Raw genomic sequence first — 20,687 nt, 5'->3', positions numbered from 1 at the left:
TCATCCCTAGAGCTTCGAGCTCTCTAAAGGGTTGTCGTAGACTACGACGTTGATAGGCAGGGTGTGTAAGCGCTGTGAGGCGTTGAGCTAACCTGTACTAATTGCCCGTGAGGCTTAACCATACAACACCCAAGAGGTTTTGGGTTGGACTTAAAATAAGCCAGTTGATTGTGGCGAGAACGAACAGCTTTCTAGATTTAGGAACGAATTTATCAAATACATCCTTGTATTTGACCCTGACGGGCCGCACTGAAGTGCGTTAAATTTTGTTCCAGACAAAATTTTGCTTGGCGACCATAGCGCTTTGGACCCACCTGACTCCATGCCGAACTCAGTAGTGAAACGAAGCAGCGCCGATGGTAGTGTGGGGTCTCCCCATGTGAGAGTAGGACATCGCCAGGCTCTAATTACCTAATTAGAGCTTAATATTGGGCTTTAGTTAGCAAATATTTAATCATCAAAGCAATGATATGTAAGACTTTGATGAGTGAAATACGAAGCCCTGACCTAACGGTCGGGGCTTTTTGTATATTGAGGTGTACTAGCCCTGCGCGTCTCGATTCAACATCCCCATCGCATCAAATAAGATAACCTAATTAAAGCAGCGAAGTGTAAGACTTTAATTAGTAGAAACACCAAGCCCTGACCTTATGGTCGGGGCTTTTTGTATCTGTCGCTTGGGTGATTGCTGGTTAAGTAGAAGAATGGGATTGAGGTTGCCAGTGTAAGCAAAAATCCCAGAAGCGGGTGAGTAAACCTGACTGGTATTTATCTTTGTGACGCACGAGCCAATAGCGCCGGGATAATAGCAGAGGGAGTTCGAGGGCAACGACTCGACCGTCGGCAATGGCGTGTTGCGCGGAGAGCTTAGATAGATATGCCAAGCCTAACCCGGCACTCGCTGCGTTTAAAATCGCTTCTGTGGTATTAAGCTCGAAAGAAAGGTGCCAGCGCTCGAAGCGAGGAGCAAGGCGTGAGAGAAAGTGCTCGCGTGTGCCCGAGCCAGATTCGCGGATCAGCCAAGTTTGATTGTCGAGATCCCCAACACTTAACGGCGCTTGACTGACAAGTGGGTGATCAGGGTGACACACCACCGCCATCTGATCACTTAGCCAAGGCGTTTGCAGTAAATCAGGATGTTGGATTTCACCTTCTATTAAACCGATATCCAGCTCGAAATGTTGTAGGCGAGCGATGATCTCTTGGCTGTTTGCAATCACTAATGTTTGCTGTTGATGCGCGGTTGCATGACGAAAATCGCTGATCAGTGCCGGCAAAAGCTGGTTGCCCACCGTATCGCTTCCCCCTAAACGTAGGCAGCCAATCAACTGGCTGTCGTCTTTCAGTGCCGCGCTAATCTCATCGCTACGGGTCAGCAATTCATCTGCTTTAGGGATCAGCGCAGCACCTTGGTCATTAAGGTGGAGTCGGTTGCCGCGTCGATCAAACAAGGGGTAACCGAGCTGACTTTCTAACTCGGCAAGCGCCATGCTGACCGCTGGTTTACTGAGAAACAGTTTTTTGGCGGCGGCGGTGATCGTGCCCTCTTGCACGATAGTTAAAAACACTCGCAATTGAGGAAGTGAAAGCGCCATTCAGACCTAGTGATTGAGGGTTTGAGCCACTATAAGACCGCTTGCTCTCAATGACAACGCTAACGACGGTCGGTAATCCAATGTTGGATTTCTTGTTGGGCCTGTTTTAAGGGTTGGTAGTACGGCGATTGTCTGTCCGTATGCTGGAGAACGAAATCGAGACTACGTACCACATTCCGCCAACGTGGCGTTTTGGGAACCGTTTCAAGGTGCAGGTATTTATCCAAGGTTCTTGTTTGCAGGCTACCTTTGTCGGAATAGACGCGCCATAAACCGCTTTGCTCGGCCAAACCGACTTTATCTCCGCCCCATGCCTCTAACGCGAGGTTCATCGCGATGACTAAGCTGTGATGTAAGCTGCCTGACTGCATTGCAGGCGTGTGCCCACTGGATGAGGGAGATGATGTTGAAAAGTACGTCGCTTTTAATCGGTGCTGCAAGTGCGATAAGGCAGTGGCAAGCCGTCCGATTTCATCTTGGCGTTGCCGATGCGTCACTGGATAGTCAAGCTCACCGGCTGCAAATTGTTCGGCGCACCAAGTCAGTTGCAACATAGGGAGAGCAAGTCGATGGGAGAGCCAGTGTCCAATAAATAGCAGTAATACAATCAGGGCTATCACCAAAGTCACACTGATTGAATATAGGCGATAAAGCGGCTGATATGCGCTTGGCTTGGGGGTGCAAGTTATCAGTGCCCAAGAAGTGTTACCGATGCTGACGGGACGATAGGCGGTCAGTTGTGGCATCAATGCATAGTCGCTGGGTGACAATACTCCTTGTTGACCCTCTAAGCTTTTTATAATTGCCGCTTGTGGTGGGGAAACAGCGAGTTTGGCATGACTTGAGCGGGGTACCCAGCCACTGAGTAAGGACTGATGCGATTGATCAATAAGCCATAAGCCTGAATGAGGGCGTTGAAGCTGACGTAGCATGGCGGACAAGTTGTCCGTCGTGGTACTTACCGCAAGGATACTTTGGAGCTGACCGCTTTTCAGAATAGGGGCGAGATACCATGCTTGCATGGTGCGTGAACCTTGGGGAGCAAAGTGAGTGCGTACCCATTTAGGACGCTGCTCAGGCGGGGCATCTAATAGTTGGTTGACGGCTTGGCGTAGTCTGGTATCCGCGAGCAACTGTGGCGTGGCTTTGACGGCAAAAACGAGGTGTTGGCTCCGGTCAAACATCGCCACATTATTGAACTCATACCTTGCCATCCATGATTGGTATTGACGGTTAAACTGTCGATAAAGGCGGTGATAATTCTGGTTGTTGGTCTTGAGGTGTGTTCCTGCGTTTTGCTGCAGGATTTGCATGAGCTGTCGGTGCGCTTGGGACGTGTCTTCACCTAATTGGGCGAACGCATTCGGAAAGCCATAGAAGCGCCCACCACTGCTGATCGCCAAGTCGGAGTCTGCAAGGTTAACAACGGCACGTACCTGATTATGAAAATATTCTTTGATGGTGAAATAGTAGCGATCCCGTTCGTTCTCCAGCTGTTGGTGGGCTTGGGTGATCAACAGCTGTGACTGACTCCATGTGAAGTAACCGGTCAGAATTACCACAGGAATAATGCTAAGGCTAAAAAACCACCACATAAAGCGGCGTTGAAGACGCGTCGAGTAACCCATATCCATTTGCACGCTGTGAGTACCTCTCCCTGATCACGCGGGCTTGAATCGCAAGCGGCTGCCAAAAGGCAGCCGCGAGAGAGTAAACGCTAACACGTCCGATGAGCTAAAACTGTGACCTGCTGTCAGGTATCAAGCCTTAAAACTGTGTTAGTACGCTGATTGATGGTGTTATCAGCAACTAGCGCGCTTTTTGCGCATGATAAACTGCGAATCGACGTGTTTTYGCGAGGGTATCGCACTGACCAAACCCYTTTTCAATAAGCGGTGGGTAACGTAAGAAGCTATTGGCGACGATCACCAGTTGGCCGCGACGGCGCAGATAGCGAGGGGCGCTTTCCAGTAACGACTCGGTGGCGTGATAATGTGTCTCTAGCCCTTCATGGAATGGGGGATTGCTGATAATGGCATCAAACTGCTGTCCACTGACGGCACTTAGCATGTCTGAAACCAACACAGAACCTTTGAGTCCATTGGCCTCAAGGGTCGCTTGTGTCGAGGCAACGGCTAAGTGATTCACATCGACAAACGTCAGTGCGAGCTTGGTGTTGCTCGCCAACAATGCGGTGCCAATGACACCAGCGCCACAACCGACGTCAATCACATCCCCTTCCATAGCGGGGAGGTTTTTCAGCAGTAAAGCAGTCCCGTCATCTAAACTTTTTTGGCTAAATACGCCGGGGAGTGCTCGGATTGTGAGGGTCATCTCTGCGATTTGTAACGGGTAGTCATTAAACCATGCCGCTAACTCAAACTGAGGCGCTGGGGACGTGCACTCGCCGTAATACAGGCTGCACCGGCGCGCAGAGTCTTGTTTGGTGACGTGGCCATAAGGCGCAAAACGTTTTTCGATGCTTTTGACGCCACTACGGTTTTCACCTACCACTATCCAGTCGACGTTGGCGCCGAGGCGATGGGTGAGCATCGCGAGAAGAAAGTCAGCTTCCGCTTTCGATTTGGGCCAATAAAAGAGGACAAGGTCCACCGGCTGCTCATCATTATACTCAGCACCTGCGTGCACATTTACACCCGTACCAGCCATGCGCGTTGCATAGCCGTGATGCGTGGTAAACACAGAGACACTTTTTGCATGTGCGAGGAGTTGCCGAGCAAAGTCATCTTCTAGCTCACCTGCCAATAGAACATGTTTGTTTTCAAATAGCGTCAGGTGGCGCTGCGCAATTTCACTCGGGGCCGTTAAACTCATGATCGTTCTCTTTACGTGATTTAGACGTGACAATCGACGCGCTTATTAGGTGCGCGCTGGGGAGCGGATTGTCCCACAAAGCGCGCACTAGGCCAACCTATGCCAGGTTAGGCATTGTCTTGGCGGTCGAGGAAACGCTCGAACTCAATTTCATACATGCGAAAGAGGACGAGGGTGAGCGAGAAGATGATGGGGCCATAAATTAGTCCCATCAATCCAAATAGGTGCAGGCCGCCAAGCAAAGAGAAGAAGATGAGCAAGGTATTCATCCCCGAGTTCCCCTGCATCAAAAACGGGCGTAGCAGGTTATCAATCGAGCCGACCACCACCACGCTCCATATCAATAGCCCTAGCGCCCATTGCCATTCGCCCGTGATGGCTAAATACACCACTGTCGGTAGCCAGATAAGTGCTGTGCCCACCACGGGAATAAAGGAAGCGAAAGCCATCATGGTTCCCCAGAATAGGGCGGGCAGTCCCACGGCCCACATGGCTAGGCCACCGGCTGCGCCTTGGGCGAGTGCGGTCAGAAATGAGCCTAACACGGCAGATTTGGCGACTTTCTCGACTTCATCGAGCAGTTGATCTTCTTGGCTGCGAGAAAGTGGGATCACATGACGCAGAGTTTGAATGATGCTTTCGTGATCTCGGAGTAAAAAGAAGAGCACAAACAGCATCAGCATAAAGTTGATGAAAAAGTTGGTCACATCGCCAAGTACTTTGGAGCTGAACTCTAACATTTGCCCACTGAATGACGACATCCAAGCTGCGAGTTTCTTCACCGTTTCTTGCGGGTCAATCAAATCAAACGGCAGCCATTGATTGAAAAAGTGGAGCGCACCCTGAACTTGCGGGTTATTCATCAGGGATTTTGCGCCGCCATTATTCAACCAGTCATAACTTTGGGTAAAAAAGCTAACACCTTGTTGGATGATGGCTGCGGCGACTAAGGTCAGCGGGATAATAATAATAAAGGTTAGCAGCACGCAGGACAGCACTGCGGCGGTATTCGGGCGATCGCCCAAGCGTTGCTCGATACGGTTATGCACCGGAAAAAATAATAGCGAGACGATAAAGGCCAGCACAATGGCGCCAATATAGGGCTCAATAAGCAGATAACACGCGTAGGTGGCAACGATAAGCGCTGCAATCAGGGTCCAGTGTTTGGGCTCGACGCGAAATGACGGGCTCACAGGCGTATCCTTTTTTGCTGAATGTCGGTGGGCGATGCCCTCGATAAACGAAGGCGGATCGGTGATCCGCCGTATTTATGAGCACCTTACCACAGACAGATTAGTCTGCGTCAGCTAAAAAAATCGCTAAGAGATCGTTTAAGAATAATTTTCCTTTTGGCGTGATTTGCCAGTGTGAGCGGGTGTCTGTGATTAACCCTTGCTCAATCGCCTCTGCCATTGGCGCATCGAGTGTCGATAGCGGTAAGCCTGTCCGCTGGACAAACTCAGCTTTGGGGCAGGCTTCCAATAAACGGAAGCGATTCATAAAGAATTCAAAGGCCAGCTCTGTGGGTTTGACCCATTGACTATCGGTCAGGTAGGCCTTTTCCGGGTCGAGGTAGCCGCGTGGGTGCTTGACTTTGACTGTACGCAACACCCGTGTTTGACCTTGATCTGGCAAGGTCAGTTTTCCATGCGCCCCGCAGCCAATCCCCAAATAGTCGCCAAACCGCCAGTAGTTGAGATTATGCTGGCATTGCTTGTTCTCAAGGCTGTAGGCCGAGGTTTCATACTGTACATAGCCGGCGTCTGTGAGCAATTGATGGCCTTTGTCAAAAATATCCCAAAGGGTATCTTCTTCTGGCAGCGTAGGCGGTTTGGAGTGAAACTGGGTGTTAGGCTCGATGGTTAACTGATACCAAGACAAATGCGGTGGATTGAGTGCAATGGCCTTTTCAAGATCCGCCAGCGCCTCTTGCTCCGATTGATTGGGTAAGCCATGCATCAAATCGAGGTTAAAGCTATCCAATCCGGCTTGGTGTGCGAGCTGAGCGGCACGTTCGGCCTCTCCCGGACCATGAATACGCCCTAAGCGCTCGAGTTTATCGGCGGAAAAGCTCTGTACACCGATAGAGATTCGATTGACGCCCGCTTGACGGTAGCCAATGAACTTATCGGCTTCTACCGTGCCAGGGTTCGCTTCCATGGTCACTTCCATCTTTTCGCTTGGCGTTAGGCGCGCTTTGATGCCATCCAGCAAGCGCTGAATTTCGGGGGGGGACATCAAGCTTGGCGTACCACCACCAATAAAAATCGAATGCAGTGGTCGCTCTGCAACAGAAGGATAAGCGGCCAAGTCGGTATCAAGATCATCGAGCAATGCACTGATATAGTCCGACTCAGGGATCACCCCTTTTTGCGCATGAGAGTTAAAGTCGCAGTACGGGCACTTTTGTACACACCACGGGATGTGTACGTACAAACTCAGTGGGATCATGCTTACTGGGCCGCTTTTAACGCGTTGAATAAGTGATTGAGCGCTTGGCCGCGATGGGAGCGCTGTTTTTTCTCTGATGCGGGCATTTCTGCGGCGGTGCACTGTTGGTCATGGGGTAAGAACACAGGATCATAACCAAAGCCATTGTCACCTTGAGGGCGGTGGGCAATTTTGCCTTCCCACACACCATGGCACACCAGAGGCGTAGGATCATTGGCATGGCGCATATACACGAGCACACAGTGGAAACGTGCGGTACGCTGCGCATCCGGTGCGTCTTGCATCGCTTCTAGCAGTTTGACGACATTGTCGCTGTCGCTCGCTTGTTCACCTGCATAACGGGCAGAATAGACCCCAGGCGCGCCATTGAGGTAGTCCACCTCCAGACCTGAGTCGTCTGCGATGGCGGGCAGGCCAGTAATTTTTGCCGCATGGCGGGCTTTGATAATGGCATTTTCAATGAACGTGGTTCCGGTCTCATCGGCATCTTTGACGGCAAAATCGCTCTGAGGCAAGACCTCAAAACCGAACTCGCTGAGTAAGCCAGCCATTTCTTTTACTTTTCCAGCATTGCCGGTGGCGAGTACAACTTTGTTCATGAATAGTACCTATTTGCTTAAAGCCCGATTAAGGGGTATCAACGTAAAATTTGTAGCGATAGTCCAAGGTGGCGGATCGGTTGCCTTGGGCGTTTAACTCGATATGAAACTGATACGTTTCTTCATCGTCAGCCGCAAAGGTAGCAATGTAGTAAATCGCCTCACCTTCACGTATTTCCTTGAAGTCTAGCTCACGGCTGTTGCCAACGAGGTTTTTCACGCTTCCTGTTAAGGTCGCACTGACCGCCGGTTTGCCGAGCTGCATTTTATCAAGCACGGCGATATTCACTAGTCCTCGGTAGCCACTTCGCGTGATGTCGTACTGCTTTGCGATCTCTGGGGTTAAAAAGGTCGTCGAGATCGTGTTGTAGTGCACTTCGAGCTCACCCACCTCTTTGTATTGTCCTGACCACGCTGACAGCGAGAATAGACTCAGAAAACTGACCAGCATTACCGTAAATGTACGCATAATTCTTCCTTGTTGTCGTGCGAGTCGCCTCGCCTGAATACGGATAATTGACGATGAGTGATCAGTGGGGAAGATACGGGGTTAGCCAATCAGGAAGCTGTTGGGGCGCATCAATCTGCACTTGCTTGTGTCGATTTGTTAACCCGTGGGTCACTGTCACATTGCTTTTTGCGATCTTACACTGCTTGGCAAGCCAGCGGCATAAATGGGCATTGGCTTTGCCATCCGTGGGTGGTGCTGTGATGGCGATCTTAAGCGCATCGCCATGCTGGCCCAGACACTGGTCTCGGCTTGCTTTGGGTTGTACGTACAGGCGCAATGTGATTGCGCCTGTCTCAGTATCAACACGGACGGGCATTACAGCGCGTACCACACTGGGCCGAGAAAATCGCCAATCAGCATATTGATAAACTGTAACGCAATAAACACCACCAAGATGCTTAAATCGAGCCCGCCAATCGGTGGGATGACACGACGTACCGGCGCACACACGGGCTCAGTCAGTTGGTGGAACACGTATTCAACCGGATTATTCCCTTGGCTGACCCAGCTGAGAATGGCGCGCAGAATCAGCACCCAGAACAGCAGTTTCCCGGCGGCTTTTAGGAGTGCGATGGCGGAGAAAATAAACATGCCACCACTTAGCGTCAATGGATTACCCGCCACCAGATCGAGCACGGCAAACTTCGCGACCATTAACAGGTAGCCAAAGAGCACGGTAGCGAGATCTAAACCGCCCAGTGCTGGGATCAGACGACGTAGCGGTCCGACAACAGGCTGGGTTGCTTTCACCACAAACTGGGAGAAAGGATTATAGAAGTCGGCACGGGCTAATTGTAGCCAAACGCGCAACAGCACCACCATGATGTAAAGATCAAACGCGGTGTTGATCAGAAAGGTCATTGCATTCATATCGTCGCCTTAGTGATTAAAATTCTTTTTCCATTTGTTCGGCACGGCTAACTGCCGCTTGCATGGCCTGCGCGACAATATCACCGATCCGGTTTTCGTCAAACACACGCAATGCTTCAGCGGTTGTGCCCCCTTTGGAGGTCACTTGTTCGCGCAGAGTGCCTAATCCGATATCCGGGTTGGCTACCACCATTTGCGCAGCGCCAAGCGCCGCTTGTTGCACCAAACGACGTGCGGTGTGGTCGTCAAAGCCTTGCTGCATCGCTTCTTGCTGCATGGCTTCCATAAATCGGAAGAAATACGCGGGTGCGCTGCCAGCTGCCGCAATCACGCCATTGATGTCAGATTCTTGGTTGACCCAGCAGATCTCACCGACAGCTTGCATGAGTGCGCCCGCATAATCACGATCCTCATTCGACACAGTAGGGACGGCGTAAAGGCCACTCATCCCTTGTCCAACTAAAGAGGGGGTATTGGGCATCACACGAACGAGGTTGAGTTTTGTGCCTGCCATCGCCATCAAGCGATCGGCATGGATCCCTGCGGCGATCGAAATCACTAATTTGTTTTGCCAATCGACGTCAGTCAGCGAGGCGAGCACTTGCGCCATCAGCTGTGGCTTGACCGCCAATACCACCACCTCAGCCCCTTGGCATGCGGCAAGATTATCGGCGGTGGTCTGAATACCCAATTCGGCCTGCAAGCCGCTATTCGGCGAGGCACTTGGTGACGCCGCCGTGATCGCTGAGGCTGGGTAGCCCGATTGAATTAAGCCCGCGATAATGGAGCGAGCCATGTTCCCTGCGCCAATAAAAGTCAGTGCGCGATGTTCCATGAATGACGTTCCTATTGTTGGTGGTACCTGATGCTGATAACCAGCACGTCACGTGTCGTTCTATTTTCTTTTTCTCGCCGCGCGTTAGCGTTTTTCTCGCGCCCCAAATACCGCAGTCCCAATTCGTACCATGGTGCTTCCGGATGCAATCGCTGCTTCCATGTCGCCGCTCATCCCCATTGATAGCGTATCGACACTCTCGTACTTTGCTTTTAATGCTGAAAACATGTCAGCCAAAGGGGCGAAGGCGGCACATTGTTGGGCATAGTCGGTTTCAGGTTGAGGAATCGACATCAACCCCCTTACGGTGAGATTCGGTAACTGAGCTATCGCCTCAACCAGCGCTTCGGCCTCCTCAAACGCGACCCCTGATTTTGACATTTCCCCGCTGGTATTCACTTGCACCAACACATTCAGGGCGGGTAAATGTGCGGGGCGTTGCTCACTCAAACGTTTAGCGACTTTTAAGCGGTCCACCGAATGCACCCAATCAAAGTGCTCGGCAATTTGACGCGTTTTGTTGGACTGAATGGGGCCAATAAAGTGCCATTCCAATGCGGAATGTGCGGCATGCTGAGCAAAATGCTGCACTTTTTCCAGGCCTTCTTGTACGTAGTTTTCACCAAACGCGTGTTGTCCTGCCGCCAACGCTTCTGCGATGGCTTCGATGGGCTTGGTTTTACTCACCGCAAGCAATTGCACCGAACCTTCGGGTCGGCCGCATTTTTGCGTTGCGCGGTCTATGTGTTCCATGACCTGTTCAATGTTTTTCTCGATACTACACATACTTGATTCTGCGAGGAAAATGAATGGATATCACTGAGCTATTGGCCTTTAGTGTAAAACATAATGCGTCAGATCTACATCTTTCCGCGGGAGTGGCGCCTATGGTGCGGGTAGATGGCGATGTGCGCAAGTTGAGTTTGCCAGCGTTGAGCCATCAAGAGGTCAATCAATTGGTCTTGGATGTGATGAATGATAACCAGCAGCGTGAATTTCAAGCGCAGTTGGAAGTGGATTTTTCATTTCATATGCAGTCTGTGGGACGTTTTCGGGTTAATGCATTTCATCAGCAACACGGCTGCGCGGCGGTATTTCGGGTGATCCCCGAGACAGTCCCTAGTTTGGCGGATCTCCATGCACCCGAGATTTTTGCGGATTTTGCTCGGCTCTCAAATGGATTAGTGTTGGTCACCGGCCCGACGGGCTCGGGGAAGTCCACCACATTGGCGGCCATGGTTGATCACATTAACCGCCACGCCCCTAAGCATATTCTCACCATCGAAGACCCGATTGAGTTTATCCATCACCCGCAACAAAGTTTGATTAATCAGCGTGAAGTGAAGCGCGATACCTTATCGTTTGAGCAAGCGCTGCGTTCGGCGTTGCGTGAAGATCCCGATGTGATTTTGGTAGGAGAGCTGCGAGATCTCGATACCATTAGTTTGGCGTTAACGGCGGCGGAAACTGGACATCTGGTATTCGGCACCTTGCATACGTCAAGCGCCGCAAAAACAGTCGACCGTATTATTGATGTCTTTCCCGGCAGTGATAAGCCGCTGGTCCGCTCGATGCTTTCAGCCTCACTGCGGGCGGTTGTGTCTCAGCAGCTGATAAAAACAGCGCAAGGTGGGCGCGTGGCCGCGCATGAAATCATGATCGCAAGCCCAGCGATTCGTAACCTCATCCGTGAGGATAAGGTCGCGCAAATGGTGTCGATGATTCAAACCGGCTCCAATCAAGGGATGCAAACCATGGAGCAAGCACTGGCCGATTTAGTCGGGCAAGGGACGATCGCGCCTGAACAACGCGATCGCGTATTACGTGCGCTTTAGGAGGAAGCATGAAACTCAGTAGTGTGCTGGTGGCGATGCAAGAGCACACCGCCTCGGATGCGTATATTTCTGTGGATGCGCCTGTGATGTTACGGGTGGATGGACGCTTAAAACCTCTGTCTTCGCCGTTGTCGCTGGCGGCAATCAACGTCATGTTGAACAGTGCGATGAACGAGGAACAAAAGCAGCAATTTATTACCAAGCGGGAAGCGAACTTTGCGGTAAAACGCAGTGTTGGGCGTTTTCGGATCAGTGCTTATTGGCAGCGTGATATGCCCAGTATGGTGATCCGCCGCATAGAAACCGAGATTCCGCGTTTGTCATCGTTAGGCACCCCAGTGGTGCTCGAAGAGCTTGCGATGCAAAAGCGAGGCTTGGTCTTAGTGGTTGGAGCGACGGGGTCGGGTAAGTCGACAACCATGGCGGCGATGATGGGGTTTCGTAATCACTATGGGCAAGGCCATATCCTAACGGTTGAAGATCCGATTGAATTTGTTCATGAGCATCAGCAATGCATTGTCAGCCAACGCGAAATCGGTATCGATACCCAAGATTATGAAACAGCGCTAAAAAATGCGCTCAGGCAAGCGCCAGATATGGTGGTAATTGGTGAAATACGAACGCCAGAAACCATGAACTTCGCGCTTCAGTTTGCGGAAACGGGCCATCTTTGCTTGGCCACCTTACATGCGAATAACGCCTATCAAGCACTGGAGCGGGCATTACACTTGATGCCTAAAGCACAGCGAGAGACCTTTTTGTTTGATTTGTCGATGAACTTAAAAGGTGTTATCGCTCAACAGTTGGTACCGGGTGTGAATGGGGTTGGGCGGCATGGTGCCTTTGAATTATTGATCAATAACGCGCATGTGGCAGAGCTGATCCGTAATGGTGAACTACACGCGTTGAAAAAAGCCATGTTGAGCGGGGAGCATTTTGGTATGCAGACCTTTGATCAATCGCTGTATGCGCTTTATGTGCAAGGGAGTATCAGCGAGGATGAGGCGCTGCGACATGCCGACTCGGCCAATGAATTGAAGTTGATGATCAAAACCGGTGCTAAGCACAGTGCGCCGGGCAGCGCACTGGATCATGTACGGATTGAAAGAGCGGGCTCGCTGGATTAATCGGCGTATTGGCGTTCAAACCAGCTTTCGATAATCACCACCGCAGATTGTGCATCGACCGCGCCTTTTTGTAGCGCCTTATAGCCACCACGTTCAAACAATGCTGCACGGGCTTCTCGGGTTGAAAGCCGTTCGTCGTGCAGCTCGACAGGGTAACCAAAACGTCCATGCAGACGGTTGGCAAACTTGCGGGCGCGCGGGGTGATGGTCTCTAGTGGTTCACCATTCAAGTCAAGTGGCAAGCCGACCACCAAAACATCGGGTTGCCACTCTTTGAGTAATGACGCGATCTCTTCCCAATTGGGGATCCCATCGCGGGCTTTTAATGCACATAGAGGGCGTGCAGTTCCCGTTAACGATTGACCGATCGCAACGCCAATACTTTTGACGCCATAATCAAACCCAAGCACGGTGTGTGAAGTCATGCGTGTCCTATTTCTGAAGATAAATTCGCCGCGTTGATCCCCAGTTGATCAAGGGCTTTTTGCCAACGCTCACTAAGGGGAGTGTCAAAAATCACTTTGGGATCGGCTTCCAAGGTTAACCAGCTGTTTTCGGCTAACTCCAGCTCAAGCTGCCCGGGCTCCCATCCGGCATAGCCGAGCGCGACAATAAATTGGTCGGGCTGCTCATCAGTCCCCAAAATAGACAGTATGTCTTTGGAAGTAGTGACCGCAAGATCATCAGACAGTGGGATACTCGTGCCGAAGCTTCGATCTGCACGGTGGAGCACAAAGCCGCGATCTTCCGATACTGGGCCACCAAACAGTACGGGTTGCGCCAGGCTATCTTTGGCTTGTGAGAGCGGAAGCTGGCGTTCAACCTCGATTTGGTCGAGCATTTTGCCCACCGAGATATTGATAGGCTGATTGATCATCAATCCCATCGCGCCGTCATCGTTATGCTCACACACGTAAATCACACCATGTTGAAAACGGCTATCGGTCATGCTTGGCATTGCGACTAAAAAATGATTTTTCAGATTCATATCGCCGTTCTCCCGTTGAGGCGCGTACTTTGAGTATGCGCTAAAAAACAAAGTTAGGTGAAAATAGGCGCATTAAATGCGCCCACTGACTTACCCTTGGCAACGTGTTGCAATGGCATCCATCAGCAAATCACCAATCGAGATATTACACGCTGCATCAATTTCGCGGATGCAAGTGGGGCTGGTGACGTTGATTTCAGTCAGCTTGTCGCCAATGACATCAAGGCCGACAAAAATTAAGCCTTTCTCTTTAAGTGTTGGCGCAACCGCACGCGCAATCGCCCAATCGGTAGGGGATAAGGGGCGGGCTTCACCACGTCCACCAGCGGCAAGGTTACCACGTGTTTCGCCATCGGCAGGAATACGCGCCAAGCAGTACGGCACCGGCTCACCATCGACCACTAAGATACGTTTGTCGCCATTGCTGATATCAGGCACGAAGGTTTGCGCCATGCAAAAACGGCTGCCGTGCTCGGTCAGGGTTTCAATAATTACCGACAGGTTTGGATCGCCTTGTTTGACTCGAAAGATAGATGCGCCGCCCATGCCATCGAGCGGTTTTAAAATCACATCGCCATGTTCGGCCTGGAATGCTTTGATCTCGTCGGCACGACGGGTCACTAATGTGGTCGGAGTGTGTTCTGGGAACCACGCGGTATACAGCTTTTCATTGCAATCGCGCAAGCTCTGCGGTTTGTTAACAATCAATACACCCGCCTGCTCGGCGCGCTCGAGCATATAAGTCGCGTAAATATATTCGGTATCAAACGGGGGATCTTTACGCATCAGGATGGCATCAAACGCACTCAGTGGCTGTGTTTGAGTGTGGGTAATTTGATACCAATCGTTCGGATCGTCTTGTAGCGAGACTTGATGGGTTTTCGCGTACGGCGCACCTTGCAACATCGACATATCATCCATGTTGATATAATGCACTTCCCAACCGCGTTTTTGTGCTGCCAACATCATGGCAAACGTGGAATCTTTTTTTACATTGATGGCCGAGATCGGATCCATCACTACACCAATTTTCATCTTGATTCTCCTGTTCGCCAACTAACCCAAATCACCGAAACGAACCTGCAAAGCGGTAATGGCCGTCAGTGCGGCGGTTTCGGTCCGCAATACGCGGGGGCCGAGTAAAATTTCTTTAAAGTCACAATCGCGCGTCATGGCGATTTCTTCATCGGACAGTCCACCTTCTGGGCCTATCAACAAGCGTAGCTTCGATGGACGCTCTGGCAGCGTATTAATGGAATATGAGGCGCGAGGATGTAAGTTAAGCTTCAGTCCGGCAAAGGCTTCTTGGCTCCACGCCTCCAACATCATCACAGGACGAACTTCTGGGACGCGATTACGGCCGCTTTGTTCGCAGGCGCCAATGGCGATCTTTTGCCATTGTTGGCGTTTTTTCTCGAGTCGTTCTGCATTGAGCTTCACGCCGCACCGCGCTGATATCAGCGGAGTGATCACATTGACGCCCAGTTCGACCGACTTTTGAATGGTGAACTCCATTTTCTCGCCGCGCGAAATCACTTGTCCAAGCTCGAGGTCAAGTGGCGACTCCACACTGTGATCGTCTCGTGCACTGATGGTCACGGACACCTGTTTTTTAGTGACATCGCTTAAAGTGGCGGGAAACTGAGCGCCACTGCCATCAAAAAGCAGCACGGCTTGGCCTGGCTGCATGCGCAATACGCGTCCAATGTGATTGGCCGCATCGTCGGTGAGCGTCACATCGCCTTGCGATGGCAAAGGGTCTGGGTGATAAATTCGAGGAATACGCATAATGCTTGAGTTCCGTGATCAATAAGTTGCCAGTGTAACACGCTGTTCTGTGACTGGGAGGCTTGTGTTGATATGGGGACAGACACGAAAAAAACCAAGACGAGAAAAACGCGACTAGAGTACGGCAGACACCGGCATCAGCGTTTGGTGACAGCGTTTACATCGGTAGCTCGCCTCACCGCGTTGCACTTTATTGTGGCGCCGTACGGTCAAGGCCACTTCCCCGCAGTGGCACGCATAGGCAAACGTTTTGCCTTGAACGGCGGTAATATCGAGTTGATGGGTGGTGTTGGCTGGTGCCTGAAACACGGTTTCCATCAAGGTGCGCCATTGTGAGCCGTGAGGCTTAACGCGTCCATACAATGCGAAGGTGACGAGGTGACAGACTTCATGCGGGATCACTTCCTCAAAAAACACGTGAGGAGACTGTTGAAGCAGCACGGGATTAAAACGTAATCGCCATTGGCTGGGATGCGCTGTGCCGGCGGCACGTCCCCGCAGCGACAGGCCGATGTCGGGATAAGTCAGTTGAATACCGAGCTGGTGGTTGGCGATGTCAATGCACTCGCGTACTCGTTCAAAAACGGCATCAGCCAGTGGTTCAGAGACTGCGGGCATGGCAATCGTTACCTCACTCGAGTTAACGTCTTGGGGTCACGTAACATGCGTCATTTAACACGTGTCACAGCACATGGGTGATTAAAAAAGGGAAGCCGCTGCTTCCCTTCCTTTCTTTGCGCACAATGAGCGTTAGCCCAAGATTAACCAAGTTTAGCAAATTCGCGCAATAGCTCGGCTTTGTCGGTTTTTTCCCAAGGGAAAATATCACGACCAAAGTGACCATACGCGGCGGTTTGCTTATAAATCGGTTGTAGCAGATCAAGCATTTCCTGCAGACCGTATGGGCGCAAGTCGAAGTTTTCACGCACCGCCTTGATGATGATTTCAGGGGCCACTTTTTCGGTACCGAAGGTTTCGACCATGATAGAAGTCGGCTCGGCGACACCAATCGCGTAAGACAATTGGATTTCACAGCGGTCCGCCAGACCGGCAGCGACAATGTTTTTCGCCACATAGCGTGCCGCATAGGCGGCTGAGCGGTCAACTTTCGATGGATCTTTACCGGAGAATGCACCACCACCGTGACGGGCGGCACCGCCGTAGGTATCGACGATAATTTTACGGCCAGTAAGACCACAGTCGCCCATTGGGCCACCAATTACGAAACGACCTGTTGGGTTGATGAAGTATTTGGTTTCTTTGGTCAGCCATTCGGCAGGAAGAACAGGCTTGATAATCTCTTCCATCACCGCTTCACGCAGGGTCTCGGTAGAGACGCTGTCGCAATGCTGAGTAGAAAGCACAACCGCATCGATGCCGACAATCTTGCCGTTGTCGTACGCAAAAGTGACCTGACTTTTGGCGTCTGGACGCAACCAATCTAGGGTGCCATCTTTACGCGCTTGTGCTTGGCGCTCGACCAAACGGTGCGAGTAAGTGATCGGGGCAGGCATAAGGACATTGGTTTCGTTGGTTGCGTAACCAAACATAATGCCTTGGTCGCCTGCGCCTTGATCTTTGGGATCGGCACGGTCAACACCTTGGTTAATATCTGGCGACTGCTTACCAATGGTGTTGAGCACCGCGCACGAGTTGGCATCAAAGCCCATGTCTGAGTGTACATAGCCAATGTCGCGAACCGTTTGGCGTGTCAGCTCTTCAATATCGACCCACGCTGAGGTGGTGATCTCGCCGCCGACCATTACCATGCCGGTTTTTACATAGGTTTCGCAGGCAACGCGCGCTTTTGGATCTTGCTCAAGAATTGCATCCAAAACGGCGTCTGAAATTTGGTCTGCGATTTTATCTGGATGGCCTTCAGAGACAGACTCTGAAGTAAACAGGTGCTTAGCCATGTGACACTCTCATTGTTTATCAAGAATACCGACGATACGAGGCGAAATCGATCGCCGATCATCTCAGATGTTTTAACTTCTAGACGTCTATTCTATTCGTAATTGTGACAAACGCAAGCAAGTTGATGCATAGCGCTATCTATCTAGGTATAGCAAACGATTGCGCGGTAAGGCGTTATTCGACGGCTACAGGCATAACATCATCGGCCATCTGAGCATCTGTCCACGCTTTGGGAGCGCGAGTGATAAATCGCTCCACTAGTGTTTCTATGCGCAAAGGCAGTCGCCCCGAGGCGCTATATAATCGAATCGGTACCGCGGCCGACTGCCAGTGTGGCAAACAGCGGATAATCTTGTCTGGATGATGCGCCTGATACCCTTCAGCATTCCATGTGGGTAGCAGGCCGACACCTTGTCCGTTGGCAATCGCATCGATTTGAATCGCAACCATATCGCAGTTAAACCGGCTGGGAAGCGCGCTCAAATGATAGGGAGCCTGATGGGAATGAAACAGTGTGAGTCCACGTCGGCGCAACGCAAACACATCCAGCCAAGCGTGATCATCCAACGCGGAGGGGTGTGAAAACGGACCATATACCTGAACATACGCGGGCGAGGCGTAAATGCCGTAGTGCCAGTGACCCAGTGTTTGGGTGCGACAATTGCTAGGGAGCATCACATCGTCGGCCCAGATAACAATATCAGCCGCTTGGATACGCTGTGCACTCAGCTCACTGGTTAAGGTGATGGACACTTTGGGATGCTCGGTTAAAAAATGATTCAGTAAAGGGCCAGCCCAGCCACGCATGAGCGCCGGATGGCAAATGACTTCAATTGGCCCTTTTAGCTCATTATTCAGACCGTGAATGGCTTCTTGGCTTTCCTCTGCCAGGGCCAAAATTTGCGAGCAATAGCGCGAAAAGGTTTCGCCGGCTTTAGTGAGCACCAACCGATTTCCCTGCCGTTGGGTTAACGCTTGGCCAAGGTCACTTTCTAATTGTGCCAGCCGCCGACTAATGGTCGATTTGGGCTGGTGGAGTGCGTCAGCCGCTGCGGTCAAGCTTTGATGGCGGCAAAGGGCATCGAACGCACGGATAGCGGCAAGGTCCTGCATGCTTCTTTATCCTATTTTTCTTTTTTATCAGTAAGATGAAATAAACGCTTACTTGTTTCACGTTCTAAAACTGGAACAAGTTGTTCCAGTTTTAGGGCTGGGTTTCCTTACTCTAATATGAATAATTCTCACTAATCAAATGATAATTATTATCAAATAATGGAGTAAGATATGTCTAGTCGTCTTCGTCCCGTTATGGTTGGGATGGTATTAGCGGGAATGCCTGTAGCCTCACTTTCTGCCGCTGAGGCAGCCAACACGGAAACCATGGTGATCACCGCCTCTGGGTTTGAGCAGGTGACTGCCAAAGCACCTGCCAGTATTAGTGTGATTAGCCGAGATCAGTTAGAAGGGCGCTACTATCGTGATGTGACCGACGCATTAAAACGGGTACCGGGCGTGGTGGTGACCGGCGGTGGTGATACGACGGACATCAGTATTCGCGGCATGGCTTCAAAATATACCCTGATTTTGGTGGATGGCCGACGAACCTCAAGCCGTGAAACGCGCCCTAACAGTGACGGCCCGGGTATTGAGCAGGGGTGGCTGCCACCGCTACAAGCGATTGAACGTATTGAGGTCATTCGTGGCCCTATGTCAACCCTGTATGGCTCGGATGCGATTGGGGGGGTTATCAATATTATTACGCGTCGTGGTGAACAAGATTGGCACGGTAACGTGCAGCTGAGCACCGTGATGCAAGAAAATCGCGCATCGGGCGATGAGCAAAGCGCGAACTTTTACCTATCAGGCATGTTAAGTGACAAAGTTGGATTGAAACTGACGGGTCAAAACACGCAGCGCCAAGAAGATGATATCCAGTACGGCTATGAAGATAAGTCATTACGCTCTTTATCCACCACCTTGACTTACGATCATAATGATTTGCACCGTTGGGAGCTTGACCTCGGCGTCAACGCACAAGATCGCCGTGGTCATGTCGGCCGCTCCGTACCGAGTGACGATAGCCTTTGTCGCGGCAGCTGTGAGAACAGTAATAATGAATATCGGCGTCAGTCGATAGCCGTCAGCCACAAAGGGAATTGGGACTGGGGATGGTCTGACAGCCACTTGCAATACGAGCAGAGTCGGAATAAAAGCCGCGAAATGACCATCGAAAATACCGAATTTAAAACCAGCTTAGTGCGTGATTTCGAGGCACATACCCTGACGGTTGGTGGCTCTGTTGTCTATGCAAAGTTGGAAGATTTTACCTCCAACCAAGCGTCGACCAAGACCAGTATCGATAATACGCAATCAGCGATTTTTGTTGAGGACGAATGGCGCGTCTTGGAGCCGTTGAGTGTGACTTTAGGGCTTCGTGTCGATCACGATGAAAACTACGATTACCACGCCAGCCCTCGCCTGTATGGGGTTTATCAAGTTACTGATAACTGGATTGTAAAAGGTGGGGTGGCGACAGGCTTTAAGTCTCCGCAGCTTCGCGAAATTACGCCTAACTGGGCCCAGGTGAGTCGTGGCGGTAATATCTACGGTAACCCCGACCTTGACCCTGAAACATCCGTGAATACCGAGCTGAGCCTCAACTATCAAGGGGATAACGGCATCACGGGGTCGATTGGTGTGTTCCACAATGACTTTAAAGACAAGATCACCCGTGTGACGTGCCCCGATACCGTATGTACTGCGGGACCAAACAAATGGGGCTCGGATCCAACTTATCGTGTCAATGTGGATGAAGCGGTTACCCAAGGGGTGGAAGCGAGTATTTTCGTGCCCATCGGTGATACCGTGGATGTAAGTGCCAGCTACACCTATACCGACTCGGAACAAAAAACCGGTGAGTATAAAGGGCAGCCACTTAACCAGATCCCGAAATCGCTAGCGCATGGTGAAGTGAATTGGCAAGCGACCGAAAAACTCAGCCCATGGGCGAGCGTGACTTACCGTGGTAAAGAAATGGATCCGGTAACGGGCCCATCATCGCGCAGCAATATCGAACCTGCGTATACCATGGTGGATGCTGGGGCGAACTACCAACTGACCGATGCCATTGAGTTGCAAGGGGCGATATACAATCTGCTGGATAAATCGCTGGACTATGACGACTACGGTTATATCAGCGATGAGCGTCGCTACTGGGTAGGGATGAATATCCACTTCTAAGGAAGTTCCGACCTGTCTGTCTCTTTTATCCGGGATAGAGACAGCGATAACACTGCCGCGCCCGTTTTGGCCTGTTGCCAAACGGGCGTTTTTGGA

Annotated in this window: 21 protein-coding genes and 2 rRNA genes; 5 read left to right on the top strand and 18 right to left on the bottom strand. The window is 51.2% G+C overall.

Going from position 1 to position 20,687, the window contains the following annotated elements; genetic code table 11:
- Nucleotides 1-122: ribosomal RNA gene (locus tag BZJ18_RS13265) — 23S ribosomal RNA — on the top strand; the annotation flags it as partial.
- A 164-nt stretch (nt 123-286) separates the two neighbouring features.
- Nucleotides 287-402: ribosomal RNA gene (gene rrf, locus BZJ18_RS13260) — 5S ribosomal RNA — on the top strand.
- 290 nt (nt 403-692) lie between these two features.
- On the opposite strand, the gene BZJ18_RS13255 is transcribed toward rrf, so the two are convergent.
- The 11 genes from BZJ18_RS13255 to BZJ18_RS13205 form a co-directional block, all read right to left on the bottom strand.
- A complete protein-coding gene (locus BZJ18_RS13255) occupies nt 693-1,595 on the bottom strand; it encodes a LysR substrate-binding domain-containing protein (RefSeq protein WP_069591160.1) in 903 nt (300 codons plus the stop codon).
- A gap of 59 nt (nt 1,596-1,654) precedes the next feature.
- Nucleotides 1,655-3,223, bottom strand: coding sequence for a HAMP domain-containing protein (locus BZJ18_RS13250; RefSeq protein WP_198532244.1), 1,569 nt, complete (start codon nt 3,221-3,223; stop codon nt 1,655-1,657).
- 181 nt (nt 3,224-3,404) lie between these two features.
- On the bottom strand, nt 3,405-4,433 hold the full coding sequence (rsmC, locus tag BZJ18_RS13245; RefSeq protein ID WP_198532245.1) for a 16S rRNA (guanine(1207)-N(2))-methyltransferase RsmC: 1,029 nt from the start codon (nt 4,431-4,433) through the stop codon (nt 3,405-3,407).
- 104 nt (nt 4,434-4,537) lie between these two features.
- On the bottom strand, nt 4,538-5,623 hold the full coding sequence (locus BZJ18_RS13240; RefSeq protein ID WP_077457424.1) for an AI-2E family transporter: 1,086 nt from the start codon (nt 5,621-5,623) through the stop codon (nt 4,538-4,540).
- Nucleotides 5,624-5,723: 100 nt separating this feature from the next.
- Nucleotides 5,724-6,881, bottom strand: a complete 1,158-nt coding sequence (gene hemW, locus BZJ18_RS13235) for a radical SAM family heme chaperone HemW (protein WP_077457422.1) — start codon at nt 6,879-6,881, stop codon at nt 5,724-5,726.
- Between the two features lie 2 nt (nt 6,882-6,883).
- The gene (rdgB, locus tag BZJ18_RS13230) at nt 6,884-7,480 is read right to left on the bottom strand and encodes an RdgB/HAM1 family non-canonical purine NTP pyrophosphatase (protein WP_077457420.1); all 597 of its coding nucleotides are present in this window, start codon (nt 7,478-7,480) and stop codon (nt 6,884-6,886) included.
- Between the two features lie 28 nt (nt 7,481-7,508).
- Nucleotides 7,509-7,949, bottom strand: coding sequence for a DUF4426 domain-containing protein (locus BZJ18_RS13225; RefSeq protein WP_069591168.1), 441 nt, complete (start codon nt 7,947-7,949; stop codon nt 7,509-7,511).
- A 61-nt stretch (nt 7,950-8,010) separates the two neighbouring features.
- Nucleotides 8,011-8,307, bottom strand: coding sequence for a DUF167 family protein (locus BZJ18_RS13220; RefSeq protein WP_069591169.1), 297 nt, complete (start codon nt 8,305-8,307; stop codon nt 8,011-8,013).
- Complete coding sequence (locus BZJ18_RS13215) at nt 8,307-8,861, bottom strand: YggT family protein (protein WP_069591171.1); 555 nt, start codon at nt 8,859-8,861, stop codon at nt 8,307-8,309. The genes BZJ18_RS13220 and BZJ18_RS13215 overlap by 1 nt, the downstream gene beginning before the upstream one ends.
- A 16-nt stretch (nt 8,862-8,877) precedes the next feature.
- A complete protein-coding gene (proC, locus tag BZJ18_RS13210; RefSeq protein WP_077457418.1) occupies nt 8,878-9,696 on the bottom strand; it encodes a pyrroline-5-carboxylate reductase in 819 nt (272 codons plus the stop codon).
- 84 nt (nt 9,697-9,780) lie between these two features.
- Nucleotides 9,781-10,482: a YggS family pyridoxal phosphate-dependent enzyme gene (locus BZJ18_RS13205; protein WP_077457416.1), complete on the bottom strand. Its 702-nt coding sequence runs from the start codon at nt 10,480-10,482 to the stop codon at nt 9,781-9,783.
- A 23-nt stretch (nt 10,483-10,505) separates the two neighbouring features.
- On the opposite strand from BZJ18_RS13205, the gene BZJ18_RS13200 reads away from it, so the two are divergent.
- Nucleotides 10,506-11,531, top strand: coding sequence for a type IV pilus twitching motility protein PilT (locus BZJ18_RS13200; protein WP_077457414.1), 1,026 nt, complete (start codon nt 10,506-10,508; stop codon nt 11,529-11,531).
- An 8-nt stretch (nt 11,532-11,539) separates the two neighbouring features.
- Entirely contained in the window at nt 11,540-12,658 is a 1,119-nt protein-coding gene (locus BZJ18_RS13195) for a PilT/PilU family type 4a pilus ATPase (protein WP_069591175.1), read from the top strand.
- Here the strand turns inward: BZJ18_RS13195 and ruvX are convergent.
- The 7 genes from ruvX to BZJ18_RS13160 all read right to left on the bottom strand — a co-directional run bounded on the left by ruvX (nt 12,655) and on the right by BZJ18_RS13160 (nt 18,464).
- Nucleotides 12,655-13,083, bottom strand: coding sequence for a Holliday junction resolvase RuvX (gene ruvX / locus BZJ18_RS13190; RefSeq protein WP_069591176.1), 429 nt, complete (start codon nt 13,081-13,083; stop codon nt 12,655-12,657). The two genes, BZJ18_RS13195 and ruvX, sit on opposite strands and share 4 nt — an antisense overlap.
- Nucleotides 13,080-13,646, bottom strand: coding sequence for a YqgE/AlgH family protein (locus tag BZJ18_RS13185; protein ID WP_069591178.1), 567 nt, complete (start codon nt 13,644-13,646; stop codon nt 13,080-13,082). The genes ruvX and BZJ18_RS13185 overlap by 4 nt, the downstream gene beginning before the upstream one ends.
- Before the next feature lie 90 nt (nt 13,647-13,736).
- Nucleotides 13,737-14,681, bottom strand: coding sequence for a glutathione synthase (gshB, locus tag BZJ18_RS13180; RefSeq protein ID WP_077457412.1), 945 nt, complete (start codon nt 14,679-14,681; stop codon nt 13,737-13,739).
- Between the two features lie 21 nt (nt 14,682-14,702).
- Nucleotides 14,703-15,434: a 16S rRNA (uracil(1498)-N(3))-methyltransferase gene (gene rsmE, locus BZJ18_RS13175; RefSeq protein ID WP_077457410.1), complete on the bottom strand. Its 732-nt coding sequence runs from the start codon at nt 15,432-15,434 to the stop codon at nt 14,703-14,705.
- Nucleotides 15,435-15,548: 114 nt separating this feature from the next.
- Nucleotides 15,549-16,052 (bottom strand): SprT family zinc-dependent metalloprotease, encoded by a 504-nt coding sequence (locus tag BZJ18_RS13170; protein ID WP_077457408.1) that lies wholly within the window; start codon nt 16,050-16,052, stop codon nt 15,549-15,551.
- 143 nt (nt 16,053-16,195) lie between these two features.
- Nucleotides 16,196-17,350, bottom strand: a complete 1,155-nt coding sequence (gene metK, locus BZJ18_RS13165; RefSeq protein ID WP_069591183.1) for a methionine adenosyltransferase — start codon at nt 17,348-17,350, stop codon at nt 16,196-16,198.
- Nucleotides 17,351-17,525: 175 nt separating this feature from the next.
- A complete protein-coding gene (locus BZJ18_RS13160) occupies nt 17,526-18,464 on the bottom strand; it encodes a LysR family transcriptional regulator (protein WP_077457406.1) in 939 nt (312 codons plus the stop codon).
- Between the two features lie 171 nt (nt 18,465-18,635).
- Between BZJ18_RS13160 and BZJ18_RS13155 the strand changes: the two genes are divergently transcribed.
- Nucleotides 18,636-20,591 (top strand): ligand-gated channel protein, encoded by a 1,956-nt coding sequence (locus BZJ18_RS13155; RefSeq protein WP_077457404.1) that lies wholly within the window; start codon nt 18,636-18,638, stop codon nt 20,589-20,591.
- Nucleotides 20,592-20,687 lie beyond the last annotated feature (96 nt).

This window comes from Salinivibrio sp. IB872 (assembly GCF_001995345.1).
Classification (GTDB): domain Bacteria; phylum Pseudomonadota; class Gammaproteobacteria; order Enterobacterales; family Vibrionaceae; genus Salinivibrio; species Salinivibrio proteolyticus.
This window is presented reverse-complemented; position numbering and strand designations above follow the sequence as displayed.